Source organism: Rossellomorea vietnamensis (genome assembly GCF_008180615.1).
GTDB lineage: Bacteria > Bacillota > Bacilli > Bacillales > Bacillaceae_B > Rossellomorea > Rossellomorea vietnamensis_D.
Genome location: NZ_VTEH01000002.1, coordinates 265,009 through 291,432 on the forward strand (window position 1 = coordinate 265,009; position 26,424 = coordinate 291,432).

General features: G+C 43.7%; 22 protein-coding genes. 8 read left to right on the forward strand and 14 right to left on the reverse strand.

Features of this window, described 5'->3' with window-relative positions; all coding sequences use genetic code 11:
- The first annotated feature begins 4 nt into the window (after window positions 1-4).
- Genes FZC79_RS04570 through FZC79_RS04585 form a run of 4 tightly spaced genes read left to right on the forward strand, consistent with a single transcriptional unit; the run spans window position 5 to window position 3,413 of the window.
- A complete protein-coding gene (locus FZC79_RS04570) occupies window positions 5-394 on the forward strand; it encodes a GntR family transcriptional regulator (RefSeq protein WP_148945658.1) in 390 nt (129 codons plus the stop codon).
- Complete coding sequence (locus FZC79_RS04575) at window positions 391-1,263, forward strand: ATP-binding cassette domain-containing protein (protein WP_148945659.1); 873 nt, start codon at window positions 391-393, stop codon at window positions 1,261-1,263. Before FZC79_RS04570 ends, FZC79_RS04575 begins: the two co-directional genes overlap by 4 nt.
- Entirely contained in the window at window positions 1,256-2,191 is a 936-nt protein-coding gene (locus tag FZC79_RS04580) for an ABC transporter ATP-binding protein (RefSeq protein ID WP_148945660.1), read from the forward strand. The genes FZC79_RS04575 and FZC79_RS04580 overlap by 8 nt, the downstream gene beginning before the upstream one ends.
- The gene (locus FZC79_RS04585; protein ID WP_148945661.1) at window positions 2,184-3,413 is read left to right on the forward strand and encodes an ABC transporter permease; all 1,230 of its coding nucleotides are present in this window, start codon (window positions 2,184-2,186) and stop codon (window positions 3,411-3,413) included. Before FZC79_RS04580 ends, FZC79_RS04585 begins: the two co-directional genes overlap by 8 nt.
- A gap of 254 nt (window positions 3,414-3,667) precedes the next feature.
- Here the strand turns inward: FZC79_RS04585 and rarD are convergent, their stop codons facing one another.
- The 8 genes from rarD to FZC79_RS04625 form a co-directional block, all read right to left on the reverse strand.
- Window positions 3,668-4,603 carry an EamA family transporter RarD gene (rarD, locus tag FZC79_RS04590; protein ID WP_148945662.1) on the reverse strand — a complete coding sequence of 312 codons (936 nt, stop codon included), beginning with the start codon at window positions 4,601-4,603 and terminating at the stop codon, window positions 3,668-3,670.
- A 695-nt stretch (window positions 4,604-5,298) separates the two neighbouring features.
- Window positions 5,299-6,897 carry an amidohydrolase gene (locus tag FZC79_RS04595; RefSeq protein WP_148945663.1) on the reverse strand — a complete coding sequence of 533 codons (1,599 nt, stop codon included), beginning with the start codon at window positions 6,895-6,897 and terminating at the stop codon, window positions 5,299-5,301.
- 184 nt (window positions 6,898-7,081) lie between these two features.
- Complete coding sequence (gene mbcS, locus FZC79_RS04600; RefSeq protein WP_148945664.1) at window positions 7,082-8,665, reverse strand: acyl-CoA synthetase MbcS; 1,584 nt, start codon at window positions 8,663-8,665, stop codon at window positions 7,082-7,084.
- Between the two features lie 295 nt (window positions 8,666-8,960).
- Entirely contained in the window at window positions 8,961-9,500 is a 540-nt protein-coding gene (locus tag FZC79_RS04605) for a hypothetical protein (RefSeq protein WP_148945665.1), read from the reverse strand.
- 320 nt (window positions 9,501-9,820) lie between these two features.
- Window positions 9,821-10,027, reverse strand: coding sequence for an alpha/beta-type small acid-soluble spore protein (locus FZC79_RS04610; protein ID WP_148945666.1), 207 nt, complete (start codon window positions 10,025-10,027; stop codon window positions 9,821-9,823).
- Between the two features lie 85 nt (window positions 10,028-10,112).
- On the reverse strand, window positions 10,113-11,324 hold the full coding sequence (thiI, locus tag FZC79_RS04615) for a tRNA uracil 4-sulfurtransferase ThiI (RefSeq protein WP_148945667.1): 1,212 nt from the start codon (window positions 11,322-11,324) through the stop codon (window positions 10,113-10,115).
- Complete coding sequence (locus FZC79_RS04620) at window positions 11,321-12,469, reverse strand: cysteine desulfurase family protein (protein WP_148945668.1); 1,149 nt, start codon at window positions 12,467-12,469, stop codon at window positions 11,321-11,323. The genes thiI and FZC79_RS04620 overlap by 4 nt, the downstream gene beginning before the upstream one ends.
- Window positions 12,470-12,843: 374 nt before the next feature.
- Window positions 12,844-13,530, reverse strand: a complete 687-nt coding sequence (locus FZC79_RS04625) for a glycosyltransferase (RefSeq protein ID WP_148945669.1) — start codon at window positions 13,528-13,530, stop codon at window positions 12,844-12,846.
- Window positions 13,531-13,935: 405 nt separating this feature from the next.
- Between FZC79_RS04625 and brnQ the strand changes: the two genes are divergently transcribed.
- Entirely contained in the window at window positions 13,936-15,270 is a 1,335-nt protein-coding gene (gene brnQ, locus FZC79_RS04630) for a branched-chain amino acid transport system II carrier protein (RefSeq protein WP_148945670.1), read from the forward strand.
- A gap of 43 nt (window positions 15,271-15,313) precedes the next feature.
- Here brnQ and ezrA read toward each other — a convergent pair whose 3' ends face one another.
- Window positions 15,314-17,011, reverse strand: coding sequence for a septation ring formation regulator EzrA (gene ezrA, locus FZC79_RS04635; protein WP_148945671.1), 1,698 nt, complete (start codon window positions 17,009-17,011; stop codon window positions 15,314-15,316).
- Window positions 17,012-17,235: 224 nt separating this feature from the next.
- Between ezrA and hisJ the strand changes: the two genes are divergently transcribed.
- A complete protein-coding gene (gene hisJ / locus FZC79_RS04640; RefSeq protein ID WP_148945672.1) occupies window positions 17,236-18,027 on the forward strand; it encodes a histidinol-phosphatase HisJ in 792 nt (263 codons plus the stop codon).
- On the opposite strand, the gene refZ is transcribed toward hisJ, so the two are convergent.
- The gene (gene refZ, locus FZC79_RS04645; protein ID WP_148945673.1) at window positions 18,022-18,669 is read right to left on the reverse strand and encodes a forespore capture DNA-binding protein RefZ; all 648 of its coding nucleotides are present in this window, start codon (window positions 18,667-18,669) and stop codon (window positions 18,022-18,024) included. The two genes, hisJ and refZ, sit on opposite strands and share 6 nt — an antisense overlap.
- Window positions 18,670-18,908: 239 nt before the next feature.
- Here refZ and FZC79_RS04650 point away from each other — a divergent pair, with 239 nt between their 5' ends.
- Window positions 18,909-19,388, forward strand: a complete 480-nt coding sequence (locus tag FZC79_RS04650; RefSeq protein WP_148945674.1) for a GAF domain-containing protein — start codon at window positions 18,909-18,911, stop codon at window positions 19,386-19,388.
- A gap of 18 nt (window positions 19,389-19,406) precedes the next feature.
- Here the strand turns inward: FZC79_RS04650 and FZC79_RS04655 are convergent, their stop codons facing one another.
- Window positions 19,407-19,646, reverse strand: coding sequence for a hypothetical protein (locus FZC79_RS04655; protein ID WP_148945675.1), 240 nt, complete (start codon window positions 19,644-19,646; stop codon window positions 19,407-19,409).
- Window positions 19,647-19,708: 62 nt separating this feature from the next.
- Between FZC79_RS04655 and FZC79_RS04660 the strand changes: the two genes are divergently transcribed.
- Entirely contained in the window at window positions 19,709-20,218 is a 510-nt protein-coding gene (locus FZC79_RS04660) for a cupin domain-containing protein (RefSeq protein WP_148945676.1), read from the forward strand.
- Window positions 20,219-20,255: 37 nt separating this feature from the next.
- Here FZC79_RS04660 and FZC79_RS04665 read toward each other — a convergent pair whose 3' ends face one another.
- The 3 genes from FZC79_RS04665 to FZC79_RS04675 form a co-directional block, all read right to left on the reverse strand.
- Window positions 20,256-21,791, reverse strand: coding sequence for an FAD-dependent oxidoreductase (locus FZC79_RS04665; RefSeq protein WP_148945677.1), 1,536 nt, complete (start codon window positions 21,789-21,791; stop codon window positions 20,256-20,258).
- A gap of 1,241 nt (window positions 21,792-23,032) precedes the next feature.
- The gene (gene megL, locus FZC79_RS04670; protein WP_148945678.1) at window positions 23,033-24,220 is read right to left on the reverse strand and encodes a methionine gamma-lyase; all 1,188 of its coding nucleotides are present in this window, start codon (window positions 24,218-24,220) and stop codon (window positions 23,033-23,035) included.
- Window positions 24,221-24,461: 241 nt separating this feature from the next.
- On the reverse strand, window positions 24,462-26,369 hold the full coding sequence (locus tag FZC79_RS04675; RefSeq protein ID WP_148945679.1) for a sensor domain-containing diguanylate cyclase: 1,908 nt from the start codon (window positions 26,367-26,369) through the stop codon (window positions 24,462-24,464).
- Between the last annotated feature and the right edge of the window lie 55 nt (window positions 26,370-26,424).

Below are 26,424 nucleotides of genomic sequence, written 5' to 3' on the forward strand. Positions count from 1 at the left end.
TGATATGAATCTTCCAATCCGGCTTTCAAAGTCCTCAAGGGAACCGATTTATCATCAAATCGAGAACCAAATCAAAGCATTGATTGCCAGCGGACAATTAACAACAGGAGATCCCCTCCCCTCAATCCGGTTGATGGCGAAGGAGTTGGAGATCAGTTCCATCACGATTAGAAGAGCCTATCAAAACCTTGAGTATAGTGGATTCATCCAAACCTCTCAGGGAAAGGGAACATTTGTAGCAGAGGTGGATCCTGATAGGAAATCAACAATGGCCAGCCAGGCAGTTGAAGAGGCGATTCTAAAAGCAATCACCACGGCAAAGCAGCATGAACTGACGAATGAAGAAATCATCCGCATGGTGGAAACCCTGCTTCAAAAGGAGGAAAACCAATGACTTTTCCATTAACGATTCAAAATATCGAAAAATCCATTGACGAATTTCAATTGAACATACCGGAACTTACCATTGAAGAGGGAACCATTACAGCAGTTGTCGGAACTAACGGAGCCGGCAAGAGCACTCTCTTCAAAATGATGATGAATCTTGTTAAACAGGATAACGGAGAAATTAAAGTGTTCGGTCAGCCAGTCAGCGGCGAAGATGACAGCTGGAAGCGCTATATTGCTTATCAGGCTCAGACGATGATTGGCTGTGACCCTTTTACTGGTGAACAGCTGCGCACATTGATGGCAGAGATCTACCCATCCTGGGACGAAGCGCTGTTTAGAAGGTTTTGTGAAAAGCTCAATATTCCGTTAAATAAGAAGGTGCAGAAGCTTTCCCCAGGTGTGAAGACGAAGTTAAACCTTGCACTCAATTTTGGCAAGAATACTCCGCTTATGATTCTTGATGAACCGACAGCTGCAATGGACATTCCATCGAGAAACTTCTTCATTCAGTTCTTACTCGAGCTGATGGAAAATGGCGATAAAACGATCCTGATTGCATCCCATCAGGCAGATGATATTAAAAAACTGGCTGACTACCTTGTATTCATTAACAGCGGCCGTGTATCAAAGCTGCTTGAAAAGGACTCACTCGCCTCCTCCTACCGCCTGTTCTGGTTAAAGGAAGAACCTCCAGTGAGCAAGATTCCTGGTGAAATTAAACGAACCTATAAAAAAGTCATTCTATCAAATCAGCCCCAATCCACAATGACTTATCTTTCTCAAAATAACTTGGTCATTGTGGATGAGCAAATACCCGAGCTTGAAGATATTATTCAAGAAATTTTAATAGAAGGAGAAATGATCGATGTCTGATATAGCGCTGACAGTCCAAAGTCTTCAAAAATCATTTAAAGATCAGCAGGTGCTTCATGACGTTTCATTTAATGTGAAAAAGGGTGAAATCACAGCTCTTCTCGGTCCAAACGGTGCCGGAAAGTCAACGACTATCAGAAGTATTATGGGGATCCTCTATCCGGATCAAGGAATAATTAAATTTCATGGTGAAAAAGAAGGTCAGATTCCAAAGCATAAAATCGGCTATCTGCCGGAGGAACGAGGTCTGTATAAAAACGTCAAGATTATGGATATCCTTCTGTATTTCGCAGAGCTCAAGGACTATCCGCTGAAAAAAGCAAAGGAGCGTGCCTTATCTTACCTGAAGAAGTTTGGCCTGGAGGGAAAAGACAAGGTGCCTATCGAAGAGCTGTCGAAGGGGATGGGCCAGAAAGTTCAATTTATCGCCTCTATTATTCATGAGCCGGAGCTGCTCATTCTAGATGAACCGTTTTCAGGTCTTGACCCTGTCAGTCAGGAAGTGTTCAAGGAAGAGATTAGGGAACTTGCCAAAAATGGAACCGCGATTCTTCTCTCCGCACATCAGATGAACCTGGTAGAGGAAATGGCTGACCGGCTGATTATGATTCACAAAGGCAGAGAAGTCATCAGCGGGACCATGGATGAAGTGAAAAAGCAGTATGCAAGCTTTAAATGTACGATTCACGGCAAAAATGATGAGAAAAAACTGCAGGCAATTCCTAGCGTTACACGGGTGGAGCAGCAGGACAACGTTTCAGTCCTTTTTCTGGATCAGAACCTGAAACCGGCAGAGTGGATCCGCAAGCTGCCAGCAGATATTCACATAGATGAATTCAGGCTGGATCGGATTTCGCTTCATGAAATTTTTATTGATGTAGCCTCAGATAGAACACTGGCCACAGAGGAGGAAGAAAAATATGCGTAACAGCTTAAAAGTCGCCCGCTGGGAATTTAAACGGAATGCAAAAAATAAATCGTTCGTTATTTCACTTCTGTTGACGCCAGTGCTTTTCATTCTGTTTTCTACCCTGCCAGCACTGCTATCGGGTTTAGGAAGTGACGAAGAACCTGTCAATGTCTCTGTATCAGATCCTTCAGGCATATGGGCAGAACGAATTGAACCTTATCTCAGCAGTGCTGATCTGAATTGGGAAACCAGCGTTGTTACCACCTCCCCTGATGAATGGAAAAGCGGGTTGGAAGAAGATGAAAGTGCCGTATATCTGGCGCTTGATGAGGCTGCCCTTACTGAAGGACAGATCACCTATTACACAACGGAGGGAACACCTGACTCATTTGAAGGTGAAGTCAAGCTTCTCGCAGCACCACTGCAGCAGCTGAAACTCCAAAATGCAGGATTATCAGAAGAGCAGATGGCTGCCGTAACAAATGGTGTTCAATTCAACGCGGAAGAACTTTCTGGTTCAGAACAGGAATCAGCTGATTCAGGCATAACTGATCTGGCTCGTATCATTCCAGGTGCATTCGCCGGACTGATTTTATTCTCTATTGTCATGACCGGTATGATGATTTTCCAGAGTGCTTCACAGGAAAAGAAGGAAAAGGTTTCTGAAATTGTGCTGTCCTCTCTTGCACCAAGTGACCTGATGCAAGGCAAAATCATCGGTTACTTCTGGCTCGGGATGCTTCAGGTCGGTGTATGGCTCCTCTTTGTACTGCCATTTGTAATCTGGAGATATGATGAACTCCCAATTATGGAAAACCTGTTTGTACCAGAGCTTGCACTGCTGATCGTTATTGCATTGATTGGCTACCTGCTATTTGCCGCCCTGTTTGTCGGACTTGGGGCAACGGTAGAAGACATCAGCTCAACAAGTAATTTCCAGGGACTAATTATGATGCTTCCGTTTTCTCCGGTTATACTGTTTGGACCAGTCCTATCCGATCCTAATGGACTCGCAGCCCAGGTCGGCAGCTATATCCCATTTACATCCCCTGCTGTTCTGATCATGAGATTATCTTTACTCGAAGAATGGCCGTGGGTTGAAATTGGCATTGCGATAGCAATACTGACCCTGTCCGTCTGGCTCGTGATGAAGCTTGCTGGAAAGATATTTGAAGTGGGAATTCTGCTGTATGGCAAGAATGCTTCTATAGGTGAGATAGTGAAGTGGGTTCGTTCATAATCATTGCTGAGGCAGACGTTGTCTCAGCCTTTTCTTGAATTTTTCATGCCCCCCCTCTGTTCTGCTTATCGGGGGCTCAGGAAACCCTATACTAAAAAGCAGGAGAAATTTCCTTCCTCAGTATTCCACCACCCCGCTTAGCATCCAGCAGAGCCTTCGATTTGATCAGTCACAATACACGACCAGTAAGCCCGTAAAATTAAAACAATTCAAAGAGCCGGTACCTTCAATCAGTACCGGCTCACAAACACATCTTACGCACACTTTTCCTGTGCCTTCGTTCTTCGTTTCACTCTCTTCATCCTGGAGACGGAGAAGATAGTCAAAGCTGACCAAATGAACGCGAATGCCACCAGGTGGGTTTGGGTAAAAGGTTCACCGTAGAAGAAAACACCCAGGATCAGTGTCAGCGTCGGAGCAATGTACTGCAGGAATCCGACCATATAAAGCGGGATTCTTTGAGCTCCTTTAGCAAAATAAAGGAGAGGTACAGCCGTCACAGCCCCGCCGGCAATCAACAACCAATCAGTTCCTGCCGACAGATGAAACAAGGAGATGTTTCCCTGGGAGGACAAATAAATGAGATAGATAAGGGCAAAAGGCGCCGTTGTCATGGTTTCAAGCGTCAATCCAATATCCGAATCGACCTTGATGAGCTTTTTCGCCAGTCCGTATAGACCAAAGGAAACAGCCAGTCCTACGGCTATCCAAGGAAATCTTCCATACGACGCAGTCAGAACAAGGACTCCTACCGCAGCCAATATAAATGAGATTACTTGTGCTTTCGTCATTTTTTCTCTTAAAATAAAAACCCCCAGCAATACACTGACAAGAGGATTGATATAATAACCCAGACTTGCTTCTACCATTTGATCGGTATTAACAGCCCATATATAGATAAACCAATTTAAACTGACAAGAAGCGACGCCGTTGCCAAGGCAGCCAGCTTCTTTTTGGTTTGCATCATTCCCTTGATCATTTTCCAGAATTCCGGGAATTTTTTAATGACAATCAAAAAGACAATCATAAACCAGAATGACCAGAATATCCTGTTTGCCAATATTTCATCTGCCGGTACATGATCCAGCCACTTCCAATAAATCGGCAATATTCCCCAGAGAAAATATGAAAATGCAGTATAAATAATTCCCGATTGTTCTTCTGTACGAATGCCGGCCACCCCCTTCAAAAAATATTTCCGTTTTCGAAATAATATTATTATATCTCGGTTACCTCTAAAGGGCAATCTGAATTTTTCTTGCAACTTCTTTAAGAGACAATGATTTAGAATGTGTTTCTGATTTTTCGGACCTCTAATATTCTTCTTATTGTTTAACCCATATTCCTGATTTGCAGGCCGCTATCTTCTTCTTTTCTCCTTTTCATTGGGCCGTATTCCTCATTTACGGGCCGGTATCTTCTTCATTCCACCTTTTCATTGGCCCGTATTCCTCATTTGCGGGCCGGTATCTTCTTCTTTACACCTTCTCATTGGGCCGTATTCCTCGTTTGCGGTCCGGTATCTTCTTCTTTACACCTTTTCATTGGCCCGTATTCCTCATTTGCGGGCCGGTATCTTCTTCATTCCACCTTCTCATTGGCCCGCATTCCTCATTTGCGGTCCGGTATCTTCTTCTTTACACCTTTTCATTGGCCCGTATTCCTCATTTGCGGGCCGGTATCTTCTTCATTCCACCTTTTCATTGGCCCGCATTCCTCGTTTGCGGCCCATATCTGCTTCATTCAACCTTCTCATAGGACCGTATTCCTGCTTTGCAAATCCAGCAAGACATTTTTTACATTACTAATTCAGAATTTCAACCTGGCAGCCCCCGCTTCCACACAAAAAAGGTGCCCAAAACACACGGCACCCCCCGAAAATATTTATGCATTTTTGTAAACAACCGTTTCGTCAACAATGGTCATTTCCACTTCCATCCCCAGAAGTTCATCTGGATCTATCTTAAATAAGTCTTTTGGAAGAACGGTGAAATCCGCTCGGTACCCCTCTTTAATCATGCCATGGTCATGTTCATGATGACAGGCATAGGCACTTCCTTTGGTGAACAAAGAAACAGCTTCATACATAGAGAGACGCTGGTCCTCCATATAGACCGTCTTTTGAGGATCTAAAGGATTGGTTCTCGTTACCGCGGCATGCATGCCAAGCAATGGATCGACTGGCTCAATCGGTGCATCCGATCCGCCGGCACATGGAATCCCTTCATCCAGAAGCGTCTTCCAGGCATAGTTGTATTCCATGTTTTCTTCCCCGACTCTGTCGATCACCCAAGGGAAATCAGAAGGAACAAATCTCGGCTGTATATCAAGAATAAGCGGAAGCTTCTTGATTCTGTCAATCAGCTCTCTGCGGAGCAGCTGTGCATGGATAAAACGGTCTCTTCTTCCGTTAAATGTTGGGTAAGCTTCCACCACATCCAGCACATTTTCAAATGCTTGATCACCTATTGTATGCACCGCAATCGGCAGCCTAAATTCTCTTGCTTTTTTAACGAGTTCGGTCAGTTTTTCCTGTGTATGGATGGCAACACCATTGGTGGATGGATCATCATTATAAGGGTGGCTCAGTAAAGCAGTCCTTCCTCCCAGTGCACCGTCAGCGAATATTTTCATTGCCCCGAACTCTACTAGTGATGTTCCGCCCATAAAAGTATTGCCTGCGTCATTCCAATCTTCGATGACTGCCTGATGGACAAGCAGGTGGGACCTGAATTTTTTGCCATTCTTCTCAATGACATTCAAAAAGGTCTGATAGGTTTTTTCAAAGTTCCCATAATAGCTCAGGTCCTCTGTATGTCCGCCGACGAGTCCCAGTTTCCAGCAATTTTCGATCGCCTTTGTCATGGCTCCTTCAAGATACTCTCCTGTAGGTGAAGGCATGGCATCCACCAGCAGGTCCTGCGCTGTGTCTTTTAAAACACCATTCAGTTCACCAATTTCATTTTTTTCAATAAGTCCTCCAGGAGGATTTTGCGTATCAAGATCAATCCCCGCCATTTCCAATGCGCGGGAATTGGCTACCATGGCATGACGGCAGATGCGTTTAAGAAGGACCGGCTGATCCGGAACGACTTCATCGATTTCCTGCCTTGTTACAACTTCACTATCTTCCCACAAGTTTTCATTAAAGCCCTCACCGATCACCCAGTTTCCCTCTGGAGTAGCAGCGGCTTTTTCTTTAATCGCCTGCAATACCTGTTCCTTGGTATTCATTTTGGAAAGATCCAGCCGAATCAGAGTTTCACCATGACCAATAAGATGCATATGACTGTCGACAAATCCAGGGTAAACGGTATTTCCCTGCAGGTCTACTCTGTCTGAAATCAGATCTGCATATTTTGCTTCCAATTCCTGCACTGATCCCGTTCTTGTAATATATCCATTCTTTGTAAAAACAGCTTCTACTGAAGACCCTTCTTCAGTCATTGTATAAAATTTTCCGTTAAACCATAACGTTCCCATTATAAAAACTCCTTGTCCCAGCATTTTCTATACAAAAAAGGACTGGCTCACCGTCCTGATAGAGGATGTTTCAGAATTCGCTTCTCTATCGAGACCGGGAGCCACTCCCGTCATTTCTGTCTATTCCATTTTACTATAACGCTTTAATACTTTAAAGGATTTCGTTTTCTGAAATATCAAAGCATTAGCTCTTTAATGCTTTTCTTTCATTCTGCCTCAATTCGATTCTCCTGATTTTTCCTGAAGTAGTTTTAGGCAGCTCTTCGAGGAACTCAATCTTTCTCGGATATTTATAAGGCGCTGTCAATTCCTTTACATGTTCCTGAAGATTTTTTACTAAATCTGGACCTTCCTGATTCACTCCATCCCTGAGTACGACAAAGGCCTTGACGATATTCCCTCTAACTTCATCAGGACTAGCAACGACTGCGCACTCTTTCACAAATGGGTGTTTCACGAGTGCGTCCTCTACTTCAAACGGTCCAATCGTGTAGCCCGAGCTGATGATGATGTCATCTCCCCTTCCTTCGAACCAAAAGTACCCTTCCTCATCCTTCTTCGCTTTATCGCCTGTAATGTAGTAATCTCCGCGGAATTGCATCGCAGTTCTTTCAGGATCTTTATAGTAATTTTTAAATAATGCAGGTGTATCTGTATGCACAGCAATATCTCCAACTTCTCCAGGAGCGCATGGATTTCCCTCTTCATCAATAATTTCCACAGAGTTTCCAGGTGTTGGTTTTCCCATGGAACCAGGTTTCAGTTCCATTCCTTTCATGATGCCGACAAGCAGCGTGTTTTCAGTCTGGCCGTATCCATCCCTGACTTCTACATTAAAATGTTTTTGAAAAGCATCAATGACTTCCCTGTTCAAAGGCTCCCCTGCAGAAACTGCGCTATGAAGATGCTGAAGATTGTACTTCCCAAGATCATTCACTTTTGCCATCAGGCGGTACTCTGTCGGTGTACAGCAAAGAACGTTGACTCCATGGTCCTCCAGCATCTGCAGATACGTTTCCGGATCAAATTTACCTTGGTATACCAACCCGGTAGCTCCAGAACCCAGAACCGACAGAAACGGACTCCAGATCCACTTTTGCCAGCCAGGTCCGGCTGTAGCCCAAACGGTGTCTCCCTCTTCAATGCTGAGCCATTTTTTCGCCGCTGTGCGTAAATGCGCATAAGCCCATCCGTGAGTATGCACGACTCCTTTTGGATTTCCCGTAGTTCCAGATGTGTAAGAGAGGAACGCCATATCATCACGCGCAGTATCAGCAAGCTCCATTTCATCAGATGCTTCCGTTTTTAAGACATCTAACGAAAGCCACCCTTCTTTTTCTGCTCCGATTACGAATTTCTTCAGACCTTTGCTTTCTTCCACTTCATCAAACTGATCGGTAAAAGGCGCATAGGAAACAATAGCTTTAACATCTCCATGTTCAATCCGGTACTTGAGGTCTTTTGACCGAAGCATTTCTGAACTCGGGATGACCACTAATCCTGCTTTCAGTGCCGCAACATATGTTTCATAGGCCTCGATCAGCCTTGGAATCATGACGAGGACAACATCTCCTTTTTCCAAGCCATGATTCATGAAGGCGTTTCCAATTTTATTCGCATTTTTCATCAGATATTCATATGTAATTTCTTTCTCTTCCCCTTGTTCGCTTTTCCACAAAATCGCCTTGTTGCCAGGATCACTTGCGAATTTCTCCACTTCACTGACTAAATTGTATTTTTCCGGTGAAAGCAAATCTTCTCTTCTCATGATTCTCCCCCTTTGATGTTCGTTCCACTTTATTATACTAAATTTTTATAATATTTAAAAATATTAATCAAGGGGACTTTAGAACGTTTTTTTGTGTTTATGCAACTTTAGATATACCTGCTCTTCTATTTGGCCTTTCTGTTGTCTTCGGTTTCTCGCTCGCAAGACACCTGAACCCTTTTTGGACCTCCTGGTGTCACTCGTTGCCTCTCCGAAGGACACCTGAACCCCTTTTTCGACCGTCTGGTGTCTCTTGTGTTCTTCTCGAGTGACACCAGATGCCCTTTTCGGCACTTCAGGTGTCTCTCGTTCCCCTCTCGAAGGACACCTGAACCCCTTTTTCGCACTCCAGGTGTCTCTCGTTCCCCTCTCGAAGGACACCTGAACCCCTTTTCGACCGTCTGGTGTCTCTCGTGTTCTTCTCGAGTGACAACAGATGCTCTTTTCGGCACTTCAGGTGTCTCTCGTTCCTCTCCCGAAGGACACCTGAACCCCTTTTTCGCACTCCAGGTGTCTCTCGTTCCCCTCCCGAGGGACACCCGAACCCCTTTTTCGCACTCCAGGTGTCTCCCGTTCCCCTCTCGAAGGACACCTGAACCCCTTTTTCGACCGTCTGGTGTCTCTCGTGTTCTTCTCGAGTGACACCAGATGCCCTTTTCGGCACTTCAGGTGTCTCTCGTTCCCCTCTCGAAGGACACCTGAACCCCTTTTTCGACCGTCTGGTGTCTCTCGTGTTCTTCTCGAGTGACAACAGATGCCCTTTTCGGCACTTCAGGTGTCTCTCGTTCCCCTCTGGAAGGACACCCGAACCCCTTTTTCGCACTCCAGCTGTCACTCGTTCCCCTCCCGAGGGACACCTAAACCCCTTTTTCGCACTCCAGATGTCTCCCGTTCCCCTCCCGAGGGACACCTGAACCCCTTTTTCGCACTCCAGGTGTATCTCGTTCCCCTCCCTAGTGACACCTGAACCCCTTTTTCGCACTCCAGGTGTCTCCCGTTCCCCTCCCGAAATACACCCACACCCCTTTCCGCCCCTCCAAATGATTCTATCCTGAGTCTTCCAACGCCCCCCATCCCCACCCTTTTATGGTGTCTAAAAAAAACCAAAAAAAGGAGCGGGAAAACCCGCTCCTTGTAGCCATATTATTTAGTTGATTACTGTTGGTAGCTTCCGCCGATTTGTTGTTCAGCCATTTGAACTAAACGTTTAGTGATTTCACCACCGACAGAACCGTTAGCGCGTGCAGTTGTGTCTGCACCAAGTTGTACACCAAATTCAGAAGCGATTTCATACTTCATTTGGTCGATTGCTTGTTGAGCTCCTGGAGCTACTAGTTGGTTTGAACTGTTGTTGTTTGCCATGTGTTTTCACCTCCTTGTGAGTATAGAATGTGCGAAAATACATGGCTTCATTCGGATTTATAATTGGTAATTCTTCCTAATGTTTTTACAACAGTTCATCAAAATTGTCTTGTTCTGTCTGCAGCAATCCGCCTTCTATTACTAATGTTTCGGTTTCCTCCACTGCTTTATTGATCAAGGAGTCGAAATCCACAAAGCTTTCATAGAACTGGATTTTTTCCTTTTTCGGCTTGGTTTTCGGAGCTGGCGGCGTAAAGACTGTACAGCAGTCTTCATAGGGAAGTATGGAGATATCATGGGTACCGATTTTCTTTGCAATATCGATGATATCCAACTTGTCCATCGCAATCAGCGGCCTGAGGACTGGTGTGCTTGTCACCTCATTAATGGCAAACATGCTTTCGAGGGTCTGGCTTGCTACCTGCCCCAAGCTTTCACCCGTTACAATTCCAAGCCCTTCACGCTGTTCCCTCAGTTTCTCCGTGATTCTGAGCATCATTCTTCTAGTCGATGTCATTGTATAATTCTCAGGGACCTGACTGTGGACCGTCTGCTGAATTTCAGTAAATGGAACAACATGAAGTTTGATGCTCCCGCTGAAAGCAGATAGAGACTTAGCAAGATCGATCACTTTCTGCTTGGCTCTTTCGCTGGTAAAAGGAGGACTGTGGAAGTGGACTGCCTCGATTTCTACACCGCGTTTCATTGTTAAATACCCGGCAACCGGACTATCCAGCCCGCCTGAAAGCATCAGCATTGCTTTCCCACTGGCTCCAGCCGGCATTCCGGCTGCTCCCGGATAGATTTCACTGGAGAGATAGGCACCCTCTTTTCTGATTTCCACATTCAGCTTGATATCCGGATTTTTGACATTGACTGTCAATCCCTCCGTTTTTTTAAGAACATGGGAACCCACTGCATAATTGATTTCATTGGTATCCAGGTCAAAGGTTTTATCCGCTCTTCTCGCAGACACTTTGAATGTCTGGCCCTCTGAAAATGATTTTTGGACAAGATTAAGAGCTGCCTCATTAATTTCTTCCATGTCTTTACCGGTTTTCACCACCGGGCTGTAGGATTGAATGCCGAAAACATTGGCCAATCTCTTAAGTGCTTCTTCGCCATTGTCACCATTCAGGTAAATATGGAGTCTGTCCCGGGTAGCACTGATTTTGGTATTTGAAAAATCCTTCAGCGTCATCAGGATATTTTCTCTAAGTTTCTTTGTAAACGCTTTGCGGTTCCGCCCTTTTGTCGATATTTCTCCATAGCGGACTAATATTTGATCGTATATCATCTTTTTCTCCTCGTTGTTTCCTCAAGATTTTTCTTTACAGTTTTTAATGCTTCGCACAAACTATCTACTTCTTCTATTGTATTTTCAAATGAAAAACTGACCCGGATGGAAGTGTCCAAAAGGTTTTCAGCCACACCCATACCGAGCAGTGTCCTTGAAGGCACGTTCTTTTTAGAAGAACAGGCACTGGTCGTCGATACAAAGATATCAAACTCTTCCAGGGCATGGACAAGGATTTCTCCGCGAATATCCTGAACCGAAAAATTCACGATATGAGGGGCAGCGGCTTCTGGTGAATGAATAGTAATTCCCTCTATCTCTTTCAGTTGATCCCGCAGATAGGAGTTCAGCCTTTGCATCTTGGCAAGTTCTTTGCCGCTGCTTTCGAAATGCAATCTTAATGCCTTTGCAAAAGAAACAATGCCGCCTGTATTTTCTGTTCCGCTCCTGATCTTTCTTTCCTGTTCACCGCCTGAGAGAAGCGGGGAAATTTCCAAGCCTTCCTGAATATATAACATCCCGGTCCCTTTCAATCCATGAATCTTATGGCCGGAAATAGAGCAAAGATTTACTCTTGACTCATAAAAGGAAAGCGGAACTTTTCCTATCCCCTGGATGTGGTCGACATGAAAGATGATTTTTGGAAATGCATGAAGGGCGTTTCCGATTTCCTCAATGGGCTGAATGCTTCCGACTTCATTGTTAACATGCATAATGGAGACCAAGATGGTTTCATCTTTGATGGCGTCCACGACATCCTCTACCTTGACACAGCCTGTTGAATCAACCGGCAAATAGGTAATAGTGTAACCGAGTCTCTCGAGTTGTCCGCATGTTTCAAGGATGGATGGATGTTCAATGACAGAGGTGATGATGTGCCTTCCTCGATTTCGATATTGAAGCGCTGTTCCTTTCAAGGCAAGATTGTTGGATTCTGTTCCCCCTGAAGTGAAAAACACTTCCGTTTCTTTAATGCCGAGCAAACCCGCAACCTGTTTTCTTGATTTTGAAATCAGGGACTCCACTTTTCCCCCAAGTGCATGAATAGAAGAGGGATTGGCAAAATAATCTTCGTTCACTTTTGTGAAGGCATGGATAACCTCTTTATATGGTTTAGTCGTTGCACTGTTGTCAAAATAAATCATTCTATATACACCTTCTGATGGTTCAGTTTATAAGGACCGTAAATCAATTGTTTACAAGTGATAATATTATCACAAATTTCATATTAAAAAAATTTCATTTAGCAGAAAGACTTCATCTCTTTCTCTCATCATGATGAATCCGGCCTTTTTTACTCTGTTTTAAAAAGTGGAGAGCTTGGTATTTTTTGATTAATAGCTATTATAAAAGCTCTTTTACAGCGGAATCTTCTGCAGACTGATTCCTCCTAAGCTGGAGATTAATATGGATAACTTTGTTAAAAACAAAACCTCTTATGATTTTGTCCTCCAGAATTGCATCCTAATTAACTTATACTTCATTCCACTTCTATAGAATTACTCCTTAGGCGATTAAGTTAAGAGCTTTTCGTAACGAGCGAAGTATAATCATCTGTTTTACAGACTTCAGTTGAATGATAAACATAGTTTGAAGTATTGGTAATCGTATGGGAATTCACATCTGCTCTTCGGTTATTTACAAAATTGTATCTGTCAGTAGCATAAATTCTGTACCCTTTATTTAGGCAGTAATTTAGAAATCGGGTATCTTCTCCTGAATTGACGTTCATGAAACGACACTCTTCCCACAGTTTCTTCCTGAAAGTTAATGTTGCTCCTCGAATGAAGGTTACATACTTATCTTCAAATCCAGGGTAAAAAAGATTTAATGAATTGCTTCCTTCAAAGTAAATAAAAGAAGTACTTTTCCCAACGACAGCCGCCCCTGTTTCCTCCAAAGCATGTAACTGCTGTTTCAAATAGTGTGGCGAGTAATAGTCGTCATCGTCAAACTTAGAGATGTATGGATGAGCTGCCAGATTAATTCCATAGTTCAAGCATTCCCCCAGCGAAGTGTTTTCCGGCAATTGATAGACAGAAACATTAGAGTATGATTCTGCCTTTTCCCGCCATTTATTTATGTCCATATTATCTCTATTTAAAATAATAATTAGTTCTTTCGTTTCCCATTGCTGTCGCCTGAAATTCTCAAACACGTTTTCCATATACTCTTCTCTTATCGTACAGGTAATGATAGAAACCATTGGATTTTTGTCTCCTTTCTAAAAATCAAGCCGCTTCCTTTCAGCATTCACTTTACAATATGCGGCTGCAGACAAACCGTGTAAGGGTTCCATTAAGTATTGGTGCCCTTTTTGGTTTAAAGCCAGATAATCGCTTCACCCCTTTAAAGCACTAAGAGGGACTGTCCCTTTCAACGCTTTAATGGAGCAAAGCATCTTCATTCTTTACTCCAGTGGCTATGAGATGGTCTTCCCTTGACTTGTAAGGTAAGTTGCTTTATTTTGGGTAAAATAAGAAAAGAGATTTTCCAAGGAACTATCATATTATACTGAATTTTTTAACTTTTAATTATTTCGACAATTTACGCTTTTTCTGTGATACTATATAACAGCTTGATTCACCTTGAAGTTTAGGGGGCATGAAATATGAATGAGAAAGCGCTGTCATTTAATTTAATATTCACTGTCGGTCTTATGCTGTTTGCTCTGTTCCTAGGTGCTGGAAACATGATTTTCCCGCCATTTTTAGGTCAGCAGGCCGGAGAAAACGTCTGGGTTGGGATTGTCGGCTTTTTGATTACCGGTGTCGGGCTTCCCCTGATGGGAATCATTGCGATTGCCAAAACGGGTGGAGATCTGCAAACACTGGCAAACAGAGTCAATCCTGTTTATGGAGTAATCTTTACGGTCATCATGTATCTGGCGATCGGTCCTTTCTTTGGGATACCCCGGACTGGGACGGTAGCATACGAAATTGGGGTTACTCCCTTTCTGCCAGACGATATCAATAAATATGGATTATCATTGCTCATCTATACAATTGTCTTTTTCGGACTGACTATCTGGCTGGCTATGAATCCCGCCAAACTCGTAGACAGGATTGGAAAGATTTTGACCCCGGCACTGCTGGTCATCCTCACCATCCTCGTGATTAAGAGCATCCTGACACCTATGGGAGACTTGCAAAGTCCTTCCGGCGCCTATATGGATGGGCCTTTTTTCAAAGGCTTCCTTGAAGGGTACCTTACGATGGATACAATTGCGGCACTCGTATTTGGAATTGTCATAATCAATGCCATCAAGGGAAAAGGCTATGAATCCAAGGCTCTCATTACAAAGGCCTGTATACTAGCCGGTATCATTGCGGCTGCCGGCCTTGCACTGGTATATGTTTCCCTTGGTTATATCGGAGCGACAAGTACAGAAGCAATCGGATTAAAGGAGAACGGGGGAGCCATCTTATCAGGCTCAGCAAAGTATCTGTTTGGGCAGATTGGCGCCATCATTTTGGGACTTGCCATTACTTTCGCATGCCTGACGACTTCCATTGGCCTTGTATCTGCTTGTGCACAGTACTTTTCAAAACTGCTTCCAGTTACTTACCGGTTACTGGTGATCGTCATAAGCCTTTTCAGTATGATCATTGCGAATATTGGATTGACACAGCTGATTTCCGTCTCACTGCCAGTCCTGATTGTCATCTATCCTCTCGCCATCGTGCTCATACTCCTTTCATTCATGCATAACTGGTTCAACGGTTATTCAGGGGTATACATCGGGGCTTTGATATCTACTTTCTTGATCAGCTTTATTGATGGTCTAAAAACCGCAGGAATTGAATTCTCAGGCTTAAACAACACTTTAAGCTTTCTGCCTCTATTCACTGAGGGGGTCGGCTGGCTGCTGCCGGCGGTTATAGGAAGCATCCTCGGCTTCTTGATATCTACTGGCATAGGAGAAAAAAAGAAACCAGTACAATAAAAAAATCCCGGGCTGGCTTCCGCCAGTACCGGGGTTTTCTTCGTTATCCATTCAGTTCTTCGTTTACAATGCCTTCAATTCTCTTGATGGCGCCTGGTTCGACTTCCTCAATAGCAGTTGCCGCTTGTTCAAGGGCTTCTCTGTAATCAAAACTTCTAAACGCTGATTCTGCTCTTTGAAGCTTTTGGGAGACATCACCATACTTGCTGCGGTAGCGATTTCCATACTGGATTACCTTTTCAGCAAGCATGACGGTTTCAATAAGGTCTGATGTCTTTTTGTAAAAGTGGTCGACCGTATCCACTGCTTTTTCTAAATACTTCTGAACGACAGGCATATTGAGAGGCTTCTCTTCCAATGCTCGGACAACCTCAATGATATTCTTATGCGCCTCTTCGAGAAGGGCATTATAGTCAGTAGGAAGACCCGGTACATTACTTTTGGAAATCATCCGGCTCGCTTCCCCGATTTTCTTTTTAAGCTCCGCGACCTTTTCCTTAGCTTCAATTTCTTCTTTTCGAAGAGCCTGCAGTTTTTCAGAGAAAGCGGCCTGCTCGCTTTTAATCAGTTGAAGCTGCTGATTGATATCCTGCAGCTCTTCGCTTAGATAGGAATAAGCAGACTCGTTTTCATCCACCTTTTCCTGAAGCTGCTGAAAACGTTTAAACAAGGTATTGATTTTTTTATCCAGTCCGACCGGAACCTGCAGATCTTCGTCCCTAAGATGGTAGCCCTGCTGAACGAATTCAGTTTCCAGCTTGATTTCTTTGTTGACTGCTTTAATATTTTCCAGCAACTCGGAAGACTGCTCTTCATTTTGCAGGACAAAGTGCTTTGCAAGAACTTCTTTTTCAAGCAAGTCATACAATTGGTCGACATTTGCCTTCATGCGGTCAACTTCATCTGCTGCCTTATCGGTTTGCAGCTTCTCGAGTGAATCAAGGCAGGCAGCCAATTCTTCCCGCAATCTTGAGATTTCCGTATTAATGCCCAGATGCTTCAATACATATCCTTGAGCTTCCATCTCTTTAAATCCTGCTTCAACTTCGTTCAGCTGAGTTGGAAGTGAGTTCTGGCAGGCTGTCAGCAAATCGGGGATGGATTCCATCTTATTGACGATGTCCTGGATATCAGCCGTTAAGCCGAGGACCAGTTCTCTCGCTTCCAAATAGTTGCCTTCTTCAGTCAGCTTATTGAAATTCTCGATTCTTTCCGACATTTCATCCAGCCTAGCCTCAAGTCCGTATGCTGCTTTTCCATACGTATGGCGGTGGGCAAGCAATGCCTTCCTGCTTTTTCGGAAGCCCTCCCGAAGCTCTTCAATCTCAAGCCTGTTCTTTTCTTCACTGCCGACAAGCTCTTCGACTTCCGAGTGAATCCTTTCCATCTTATCTTCTGTCTGGTTCAGAATTTCTTCTATCCTCGCAAGAACCTCTTTTGCAGAACCAAAGCGAAACTTATCAATATACTCTTCCGCCTCGAACAGGCACTCTTCCACTTGAGGAAGATCTGCTGTGACAATGTCATCCCAGCCTTTGCGCCATTTTTCAAAAAGTTCCTCTGTCTGGCCGGTCATGTTAAGCTGCTTCACCTTTGACAGTTCATCAAGGATGGGCCTGTTCATGATGTCGACCTTCCAGGATTCAAGCCGGTCAACGTGATGGTAGTATTTTCTTCTTATAAAAAAACCAATGATAAATAGGATAATGAATAATATAATTCCTCCGATGATAAATTCCATCGTAAGCCCCCTGCTTCTTCAACTTTATCTGCTCTATGTAAAAACTGTAAAATCTCACAACATAGCTTTTCTTATGATACCATGATAACGACAATTTTTGACGATTTATTTGCAATTTTTCCTCTTCTAATAGAAGTTTTGTTGTAAAAGCTACCTATTTGGCAGATTTATTGGTATTTTACTATTATATATGGATATGACAGTAAAAGGAAATGAGGGATTACATGAAAATCGACGGACATATTCACAGCCCCTATTGCCCCCATGGAACGAAAGATACATTTTATCAGTATATCAACCGGGCCATCGAACTGGGTTACGATCAAATCACCTTCACCGAGCATGCACCTCTTCCGGAAGGATTCGAGGATCCCGTACCTGATAAAGACAGCGGGATGAAGAAGGAATATTTGAAGGGGTACCTCAGGGATTTAGAGGAATTAAAAAAGGAATTTCAAAATAAAATTACCATCAAAAGTGGACTGGAAATTGATTATATAGAAGGATACGAGGAAGAAACCAAACAGTTCCTCGATACCTATGGCCCCCTATTAGATGACAGCCTTCTTTCGGTCCACTTTCTGCTCAAAGACGGAACCTATGACTGCCTTGATTTCAGCAGCGGTAATTTTGAAAAAATGATTGAAGTCTACGTTTCTGTTGATAGTATTCATCAAACCTACTATACAACGGTATTAAAATCAGTCACAGCAGACCTTGGCAACTATAAACCGAACCGGATTGGGCACATCACACTGGCCGATAAGTTCAAAAAGGATTTTCCTCCCAAGGGCTCGTTTCAAAAGAAAATAGACGAAATCCTGAAGGAAGTCGCCAAGCGTGGAATGGAATTGGATTATAACGGTGCAGGATTTTTCAAAAAGGGCTGCGGTGTCTCTTATCCGCCTCCTGAAGTTGCCCGCCAAGCTATGCAAATGGGAATCCCTCTTGTTTATGGTTCAGATGCACATCAAGCAAAGGACCTGAATCAAGGCAGGGACCTCATGAATCTATAAGGTGGACACCCTGGGAACTGCACTCCTGATCAACAGGCATTGGTCGATCCATTGCTCCAGTGATGTAAAATACCGGTCCACAAAGTGCTGTTCCTGAGGAAACACATGCCATACTTCCCTTAGATATTGGCTGTTGAGGAATGGCATGGACATCATCGACTTCAACTGTATAATAAATATGCTTACCGGCATAGACGTGAACCGATTTTGATCGAGTCCCATTTCAAAAAAGCGTTTCAGTAAGTAGCGCTCTTTCATTAAGTAAGAAGAAATTATCTCGCGGACAACCTGGGAATCGATGGAGATTTCCCTCCAGACAAAACGAGCGAGAAGGTGGTTTTCACTTTGATACTGAAGAACATTGAAAACAGCCCTCTTCAAACATTCATCTGCAGGGGTGTAATCCAATTTATCAGCTTCCCTTTCAAGACACTCTAAATATGACTCAAAAAATCGGGTGAAGCAGGATTCAAGCAATCCCTGTTTGCCGTTAAAATGGTAGGAGATATTGGCAGCATTGACCGATGCTTTTTTGGCAATATCCCTCACTGACGTACCGCTGTATCCTTTAGTATTAAATAGTGAAACAGCCGATAAGAGAATATTTTCTTTTGTCAGTCCTAGCGCAGCAGGTTTTCCCATGTTCTCACTACTTTCGAATTTATTAGTTGAATCACCTATTGAAATATGCTAAAAATGGTTCATCAGGATGGTCAGCAGACTAGCGGCATTTTAACAAAGTAAATCCGTTTCTTAACTAACACATTCGAGATGGCAGCTGATATTCCTTTATGTATTTCTCGACACTTTCCTGCTCAACTTGTAGGAATTCGTGGAATGAAAGCTATTTAAATCAAAACCTGTAGAAATGAGGGAGTTCCATGTTTCAAACTTCTATGTACCGAGGTACCCGCGAAGAAAATTACGACCTGGTCATCAAGCAATTGCATGCCCTGTTAGAGGGAGAAAACAACAAAATTGCCAACTTGAGCAATGCGTCTGCTCTGCTCAATCAATTTCTGGACCGCATCAACTGGGTCGGCTTTTACCTCATGGAAGACGGCGAGCTGGTTCTGGGGCCATTCCAAGGACTTCCTGCCTGTGTTCGAATCGCAGTCGGCCGAGGGGTTTGCGGCTCTGCAGCAAAAGACCGCGAGACTTATTTAGTAGAGGATGTCCACGCTTTTCCTGGACACATCGCCTGCGATGCAGCCTCCCAATCTGAAATCGTCGTGCCCATCATTAAAGATGGTGAGTTGATCGGTGTCCTGGATATCGACAGCCCTGAAAAAAGCAGATTCGATGAAACAGACAAAATTAAGCTTGAAGCATTTGTATCTGCATTAGTTCAATATATTTAATGAGCAGAAGCCGGGATTTTAGATTCCGGCTTCTTTTTGTGTTTTTTCTCGCATGCATCGTGTGTCTGTAAACCAGGTGGCAAGGATGAGGTAACTCTTATTCCATCTTGCAGTGTGATTACTTCGGAAAGGAAATAAATATGGATTTGATTTTTCGGGAAGGTTCTCTGCCCCCATCTGACTTGCATCAATTATTGAATTTCCTGATTCCATGCAGCCAGCACCCGCCATCGCCCTGTCATTCATAAGCCTCGTCAAAGTTTATCCTCTCCTCCAAAGGGAAAATTCAATAGTATACAACACTTCAAAGGAGGATCAGTATGCAAAACAAGAATGTAGAAACGTTATATTTTGAAGAAAGCGGCTCGATCCCCAACAATCCTTCTCTGCCAGTTCTTTTTTATAAAGGTGCTCTCAAGGATGATCCTGAACAGGCAGAACGTATTTTCAATGACAATAATTGGAGAAACAGCTGGCAGGGCGGTGTATTCGACTATCATCACTTCCACAGCAATACCCATGAGGTTCTTGGGGTAGTCAGCGGCTCCGCAAAGCTGATTGTCGGAGGAGAAAGCGGAAAGACAATGGAAGTGAAGCCGGGTGATGTAATTGTGCTCCCTGCGGGTACCGGGCATAAAAGGTTGAGTTCTACTGAAGACTTCCAGGTTGCCGGTGCTTATCCCAATGGCAAAGATCATAACTTGAAGACGGATGAAAACAATGGAAGAATACAGCTGTTGATTGAAATCAAAGAGGTCGAGGTTCCCTCCCAGGATCCCGTTCACGGAGAAAACGGCCCGCTGCTTTCTCTATGGAAAAAGGATGAATAACTAAAAAACACCCGAGCTTTTCGGGTGTTTTTTAACATTAGTCATAGATCTTTTTCAAAGGTTTGACTGCAGGACCTTCAATTACATCTCCGCAAGCAGAGAAACGGCTGCCATGGCATGGACAGTCCCATGACTTTTCGGCGTTGTTCCACCCCAGTTCGCATCCCATATGAGTACAGGTCGTATCGACAACTGTAACCTCTCCATGGTCATTCCGGTAGGCTCCGGCTCGCTTTCCATCAAGGGTAACCACCCCGCCTTCTCCGTTTTCCAATTCTTCAAGTCTTCTGTCATTCTTATCAAGCTTTCCTTTTACAAACTCCTTGGCAACATCTGCATTCTCTTTAATGAAATTTTTCACGGTTGGATTTGCATTAAAGCGTGAAGGAGCGAATAGTTCTTCAAAGCGGTTTTCCCTTCCAAGTACATAGTCTGTGAGCAGCAATGCGGCGGCAGTTCCATTCGTCATGCCCCACTTTGCATAACCAGTCGCCACAAGAGTGTTTTTCTCATGTGCTGTGACCGGTCCGATATAAGGCACTTGGTCCAACGTGGTCAAATCCTGTGCGGACCACCGATATGGGAATTCTTTTGCCGCAAAATGCTCTACTGCAAAATTCTTAAGGTTTTCATAATGCTCGGTAGTGTCTCCTCCCTGACCGCTTTTATGGCTGTCTCCTCCAAACAAGATCATTCTCTCGCCATTGGAATCTGTAGTATATCTCAGAGACCGCTTCGGCTGATCGGCACTTAGGTACATCCCGTCAGGAATTTCGCTGTCTGTTTTGGCTGCAAGGATATAGGACCTTTCTATATCGAGCCTTGAAAAGTAAAGCCCTTTAAAATCATTGATTGGAAAGTGAGTACTTACAATTACTTTTTCAGAAGTAATTTCCCCTCCATCCTCTGTCAGGACTTCGACAGGGCTGTCACCGCTGACTTTTGTCACTCTTGTATGTTCAAAAATCAAGCCTCCATTCGCCTTGATTTCACCCAGAAGCGGAAGTAAAAACTTCACAGGATGAAATTGAGCTTGATTATTTAATTTAAGTGCGTTCTTCACTTCGAAAGGAAGTTCTGTTTCCGTCGTCAATTCTCCAGGAATGTTCAGCTTCTTATAAGCTTCTGCTTCTTTATTAATTTGATCTGAACCTTTATCTGTTTGAGCATATACATACGAGGGCTGAGTAGTAAATTCACATGAAATGCACAGCTCTTCGGTCAGACTTCTTAAGAACATCATAGCTTCATCATTTGCCTGATAATACAAGGCTGCCTTTTCTTCGCCATGATGTTTGATCAGGTCACCATACATTAATCCATGTTGAGTAGAAATTTTGGCTGTTGTATATCCTGTAGTTCCGCTTATCACTTTGCCGCTTTCGACAAGCGCTACCTTCTTGCCCTCCCGTGAAAGCAGGTAGGCGGCGATAATCCCGGTAATCCCGGCGCCAACAATCGTTACGTCCACCTGAAGATTTTTATTTGCAAGCTTATCATAAGGAAGTCCCCTCTCCTCGGCAGCTTTCCGCCAGTATGAATAAGACTCCTTAGGTATCTTCTGCTCATTCATTTAAGTATTACCTCCCAAATATCTGATACAGATTACTTACCCAATAATACTTAGAAAATGCCTTTTGATATGCAGGGCGGGTTGTTGATGCTGGAATAAAAGGTGCATGAGTCGATCCGAAAAATAAATTTCCATATTTTGAGAGGGGCATCTGGACGATGTCTTTCATAGGCTCTTTTCCTAAACATTGTTGCTATTTAATACTAATTCCGAGGAATATCAATCTCAATAAGGAAAAAATACGGTAATATCGAAAAGAAAAGAGCTGCACTTCCCCGACAAGAGATAAAACTCTTAGTATCCGGGGAAAAATTTGGCTCTTGGGATTTTTCCGAAAGCTGCAACATATGCGAAAATAACCTTTTCATAAAATTGCGAGTTTTCATCTATGCTGCCTGAGCTGGACGGTCAAGCGAGAGACATCATCCCAAGATTTTTCGCTTTTGATGTACCTCGCCGGGCGAGCGAGGGACATCATCTCAGGATTTTTCGCTTTTGATGTACCTCGCCGGTGAGCGAGGGACATCATCTCAAGATTTTTCGCTTTTCATGTACCTCGCCGGGGGAGCGAGGGACATCATCTCAGGATTTTTCGCTTTTGATGTACCTCGCCGGGTGAGCGAGGGACATCATCCCAAGATTTTTCGCTTTTGATGTACCTCGCCGGGTGAGCGAGGGACATCATCCTAAGATTTTTCGCTTTTGATGTACCTCGCCGGGCGAGCGAGGGACATCATCCCAGGATTTTTCGCTTTTGATGTACCTCGCCGGGCGAGCGGGATACATCATCTCAGGATTTTTTGTTTTAGATGTACCTCGCCGGGTGACCGAGGGACATCATCTCAAGATTTTTCGCTTTTCATGTACCTCGCCGGATGAGCGGGATACATCACCTCAGGATTTTTCATTTTTCATGGACCTCGCCTAGCGCGCGACCTACATCTTCTAGAGAAACCACTCTTTTCATATACCCCGCCCAGCGTGCGAACTACACCTTCTCAAGAAATCACTCTTTTCATATACCCCGCCTAGCGCGCGACCTACATCTTCTAGAGAAACCACTCTTTTCATATACCCTGCCCAGCCTGCGAACTGCATCATCTTGAGAATATTCTACTTTGATGTACTCAAACTAAAAAAGCGCACTCCATCCCGTAACACCCCAGCCGAATACCCCGCTTTCCTTCACAAAGGTTCCCTAAACAAATAACCAGAACCCTGGAGGCTCCGGTTAAAATTTTCTATTGTACCTTATTAAGTGCTTGCATTAAGTCATCTCGAATATCTTCCCAAGCTTCAAGCCCTACGGAAACCCTCAAAAGAGTATCCGTTATGCCCATCTTTTCTCTTGATTCTTCTGGAACGACCGCATGTGTCATGGTGGCCGGGTGCTGAATCAGTGTTTCGGCATCGCCCAGGCTGACTGCAATCTTGATCAGCTTCAGTTCATTCATGAATCTCTGCGCTGTTTCTTTTGTTCCTTTAAGGGTGAATGCAATCAATCCCCCCGGTTTGCTCATTTGTTTCTTCATCGTTCCATAATTTGGGTTGTCAGGGTCTCCCGGGTAATAAAGTTTATCCACTCCAGGCTGCTCTTTTAAGAAAGCGGCAATCTTTTCAGCATTCTCACAATGACGGTCCATCCTTACCGGCAGGGTTTTCAATCCTCTAAGCAGCAGCCAGGCATCGAACGGGGAGATGACTCCTCCGATATCTTTTTGGGTAGTCATTCGGATGTGGTCCATTAAATCCTTCTTTCCTGCCACAATTCCAGCTATGACGTCGCCATGGCCGCAAATGTATTTGGTGGCACTGTGAATGATAATGTCACAGCCTAAATCAAGAGGCTTTTGCAGATAAGGCGATGAGAAAGTATTATCCACTATGACTGGTATTCCCTTTTCTTTTGCAATGGCAGCGACCATTTCTAGGTCAATCAACTTCATTGTTGGGTTGATTGGTGTTTCGACATAAATACAAACCGTTTCAGGCTTAATACTGTTTCTGATTTCTTCCGCGCTCTCCATTGCAGAGAAATCATGTGTAATATTATATTTCTCTTCCATCAAATTCAACAAACCAAATGTACAGCCATAAACCCCTTGAGAGCAGAGGATATGGTCATTTGCTTTTGTTAGTGATAATAAAACAGCTGATACTGCAGCCATACCGGATCCGAATGCCAGAGCACCTTCTGCATTTTCCAGTGCAGCCATCCTCTCTTCTAGTATAGAAACGGTAGGATTTCCAAGGCGGGAATAAATATATCCGGCCTCTTCCCCGGCAAACCTTCTTTCCCCCTGCTGAGCATCCTTAAATGTGAAAGTGGAAGTTTGATAGAGCGGCGGTGCCAAACTATCTTGATAGTCAACTGAATTGTACCCTTCATGTATCACTTTTGTTTCAAATCTATCATAATTCTTTGCCAATTTTACTCCCCCTGATCTGTAGTTCGTGTTCTTGATCTGTGTATGCTTTCTCTATCCCTTTGTACAGGGTCTATCCGGCGGAAATGAACCGTCCGGCCTATTAATCTCATACGAATTCATTAATAGCATATGACATTTCTTTGGAAAAAGAAAGCGTTTACAACAATGTTTTTTATGCTTCCTTATAAAAATTTCATAAAAAAAAGACCAGAAAACTTACCTGTTTTCAAGGTCTTCACTTCTATTTTATAATGTTGGCCACTTGATTTTTTCCATTATTCTTGGCGTAGTACATGGAAGCGTCCGCTCTTTTGACCAGGTCCTTCACGTGATCCTCCTGCCCCCTCTTCCACGAGGAGACCCCGCAGGATACTGTCACTGAAGGCTTGGTACCTCTGGGAATCTGTTCCACAATCCGGGAACCTATGCTAATACCTGATTTCAAATCTATGTGCGGAAGATAAACAGCGAGTTCTTCCCCGCCCCATCTTGCCGCAAAGCCTGCTCCTTTTGATTCTTCCATCAGGACCTTGGCAACCTGGATAAGGACTTCATCGCCGATTTGGTGGCCATATGTATCATTGATTTTCTTAAAATTATCTATATCTAAAAGCAGAAGTGCTCCCTGTTCATCCCTCTTCATCGCCCTGTCCATTTCTTCATCCAGGTAGTTCCTTGAATAAAGCTGGGTCAAATGATCCGTTATGACCAGCTCTTCCAATTTTTCACGAAGCATCGAGTTGGTCAGGGCAAGCGTGGAATGATGGATAAACGACTGCAGGAGCTTATACATATCAAATGAAAAAGAGTAAGGTTCCTTATGAAGCACGATACAAAAGCCGATAATAGAGCCATTCTGAACCATAGGAACGGCCATCAGAGAAAGATAAGATAATTCCTTGCCGAACTTGCCGCTGAGATCGCCAATAAATATTGCTTCTTTATCAGTAAAGATCTTGCGTTTCACATAGTTGATACATGTAGTTCCTTCAATACCATGAAAAAAGGAAGAACTTTCTGTTAGAACCTTGTATTCACCCCTTTTATCAATAAAAACAAATCCGATGGAAGAAGCCTGGAAGGAACGCTTTATTTGTTTTTTTAAGAATGCGAGAGTTTCCGCCATCCTTAAATTTGAATTTAACCTGTGCGATGTCTCGTTGATTAACTGCAGATCTGAAATCAACCTTCTTGACTGCTGGTAAAGTTTGGCGTTTTCAAGAGCGCTGCCCGCTGTATAGGCGAGGAGGCGTACGAACTCTCTTTGATTTTCTGGAAACTTGAATGGAAGGCCTGTTACAACTTCCAGTACACCATAAACACCCTGCTTTCCTTTCAACGGGGCGTATAACGTCAGCTTCTGCTCTGTATGATGATGTTCTGTTTCGATTGTTCCATTGACAAACGCCTCCATGGCAGCAGTGTTGGCACTGTCATAATCAAAATCTTTGATAGGGAGATCTCCATGATTTTTATCATTATCATTAGAAAGAAGGAGATGAAAATGATAGTCCGGAAACACCCTGGTCAATGTACTGATGATCTGCCCCAGCAATATGTTAATATCCATAGAAGAATGGAAAGCTTCATTCACCTTGAAAAGTTCCCGGTAACGATGTTCGTCTTCTATAACTTGAAGAAACAGATTCATTTTCTTCAAAAAAGCGCAGCTGGAAACAGAGAACTTTTCCAGGACATCTTTAGACAGGGTGAGAACATCATGGGACACAATCCCGGAAGCTAAGAGAACACCACAAGAACCATGCTGATCATCCATCATCCGAAAGGCATAATCAAAGGAAGCAAAGTCAGTATGACTGTCTGCCCCTTTAACGCAAACCTCATGGCTGTCCTTGAAAATAGCTTCCAGGACATCAGGAAAAACAGATACTGGGTGATTTTCCGTTGTTATTGCCTCTGTAAGCTGATAGCAGTTCTCCATCCGCTGGTAAAAAAGGACTGTTTCAGCCTGCAGTGTTTCGCGTACTGCTTTCATCCAGCTGAAAAGACACTGACTGGCATTATCGTCTTCTTCATTGAATTCTTCATTCACTAAGTCAAACAATTGGGCTTTATAGCCATTCAGGAAGGTTTCATCCTTACGTCCCATCCCGATCACCTGCATGTCCACACAATCATTCTTTTCCATAGCATGTCCCTCATATCCTAGCTTTCCTGTTATTTATCCTTTGGCCTGCCTGCTT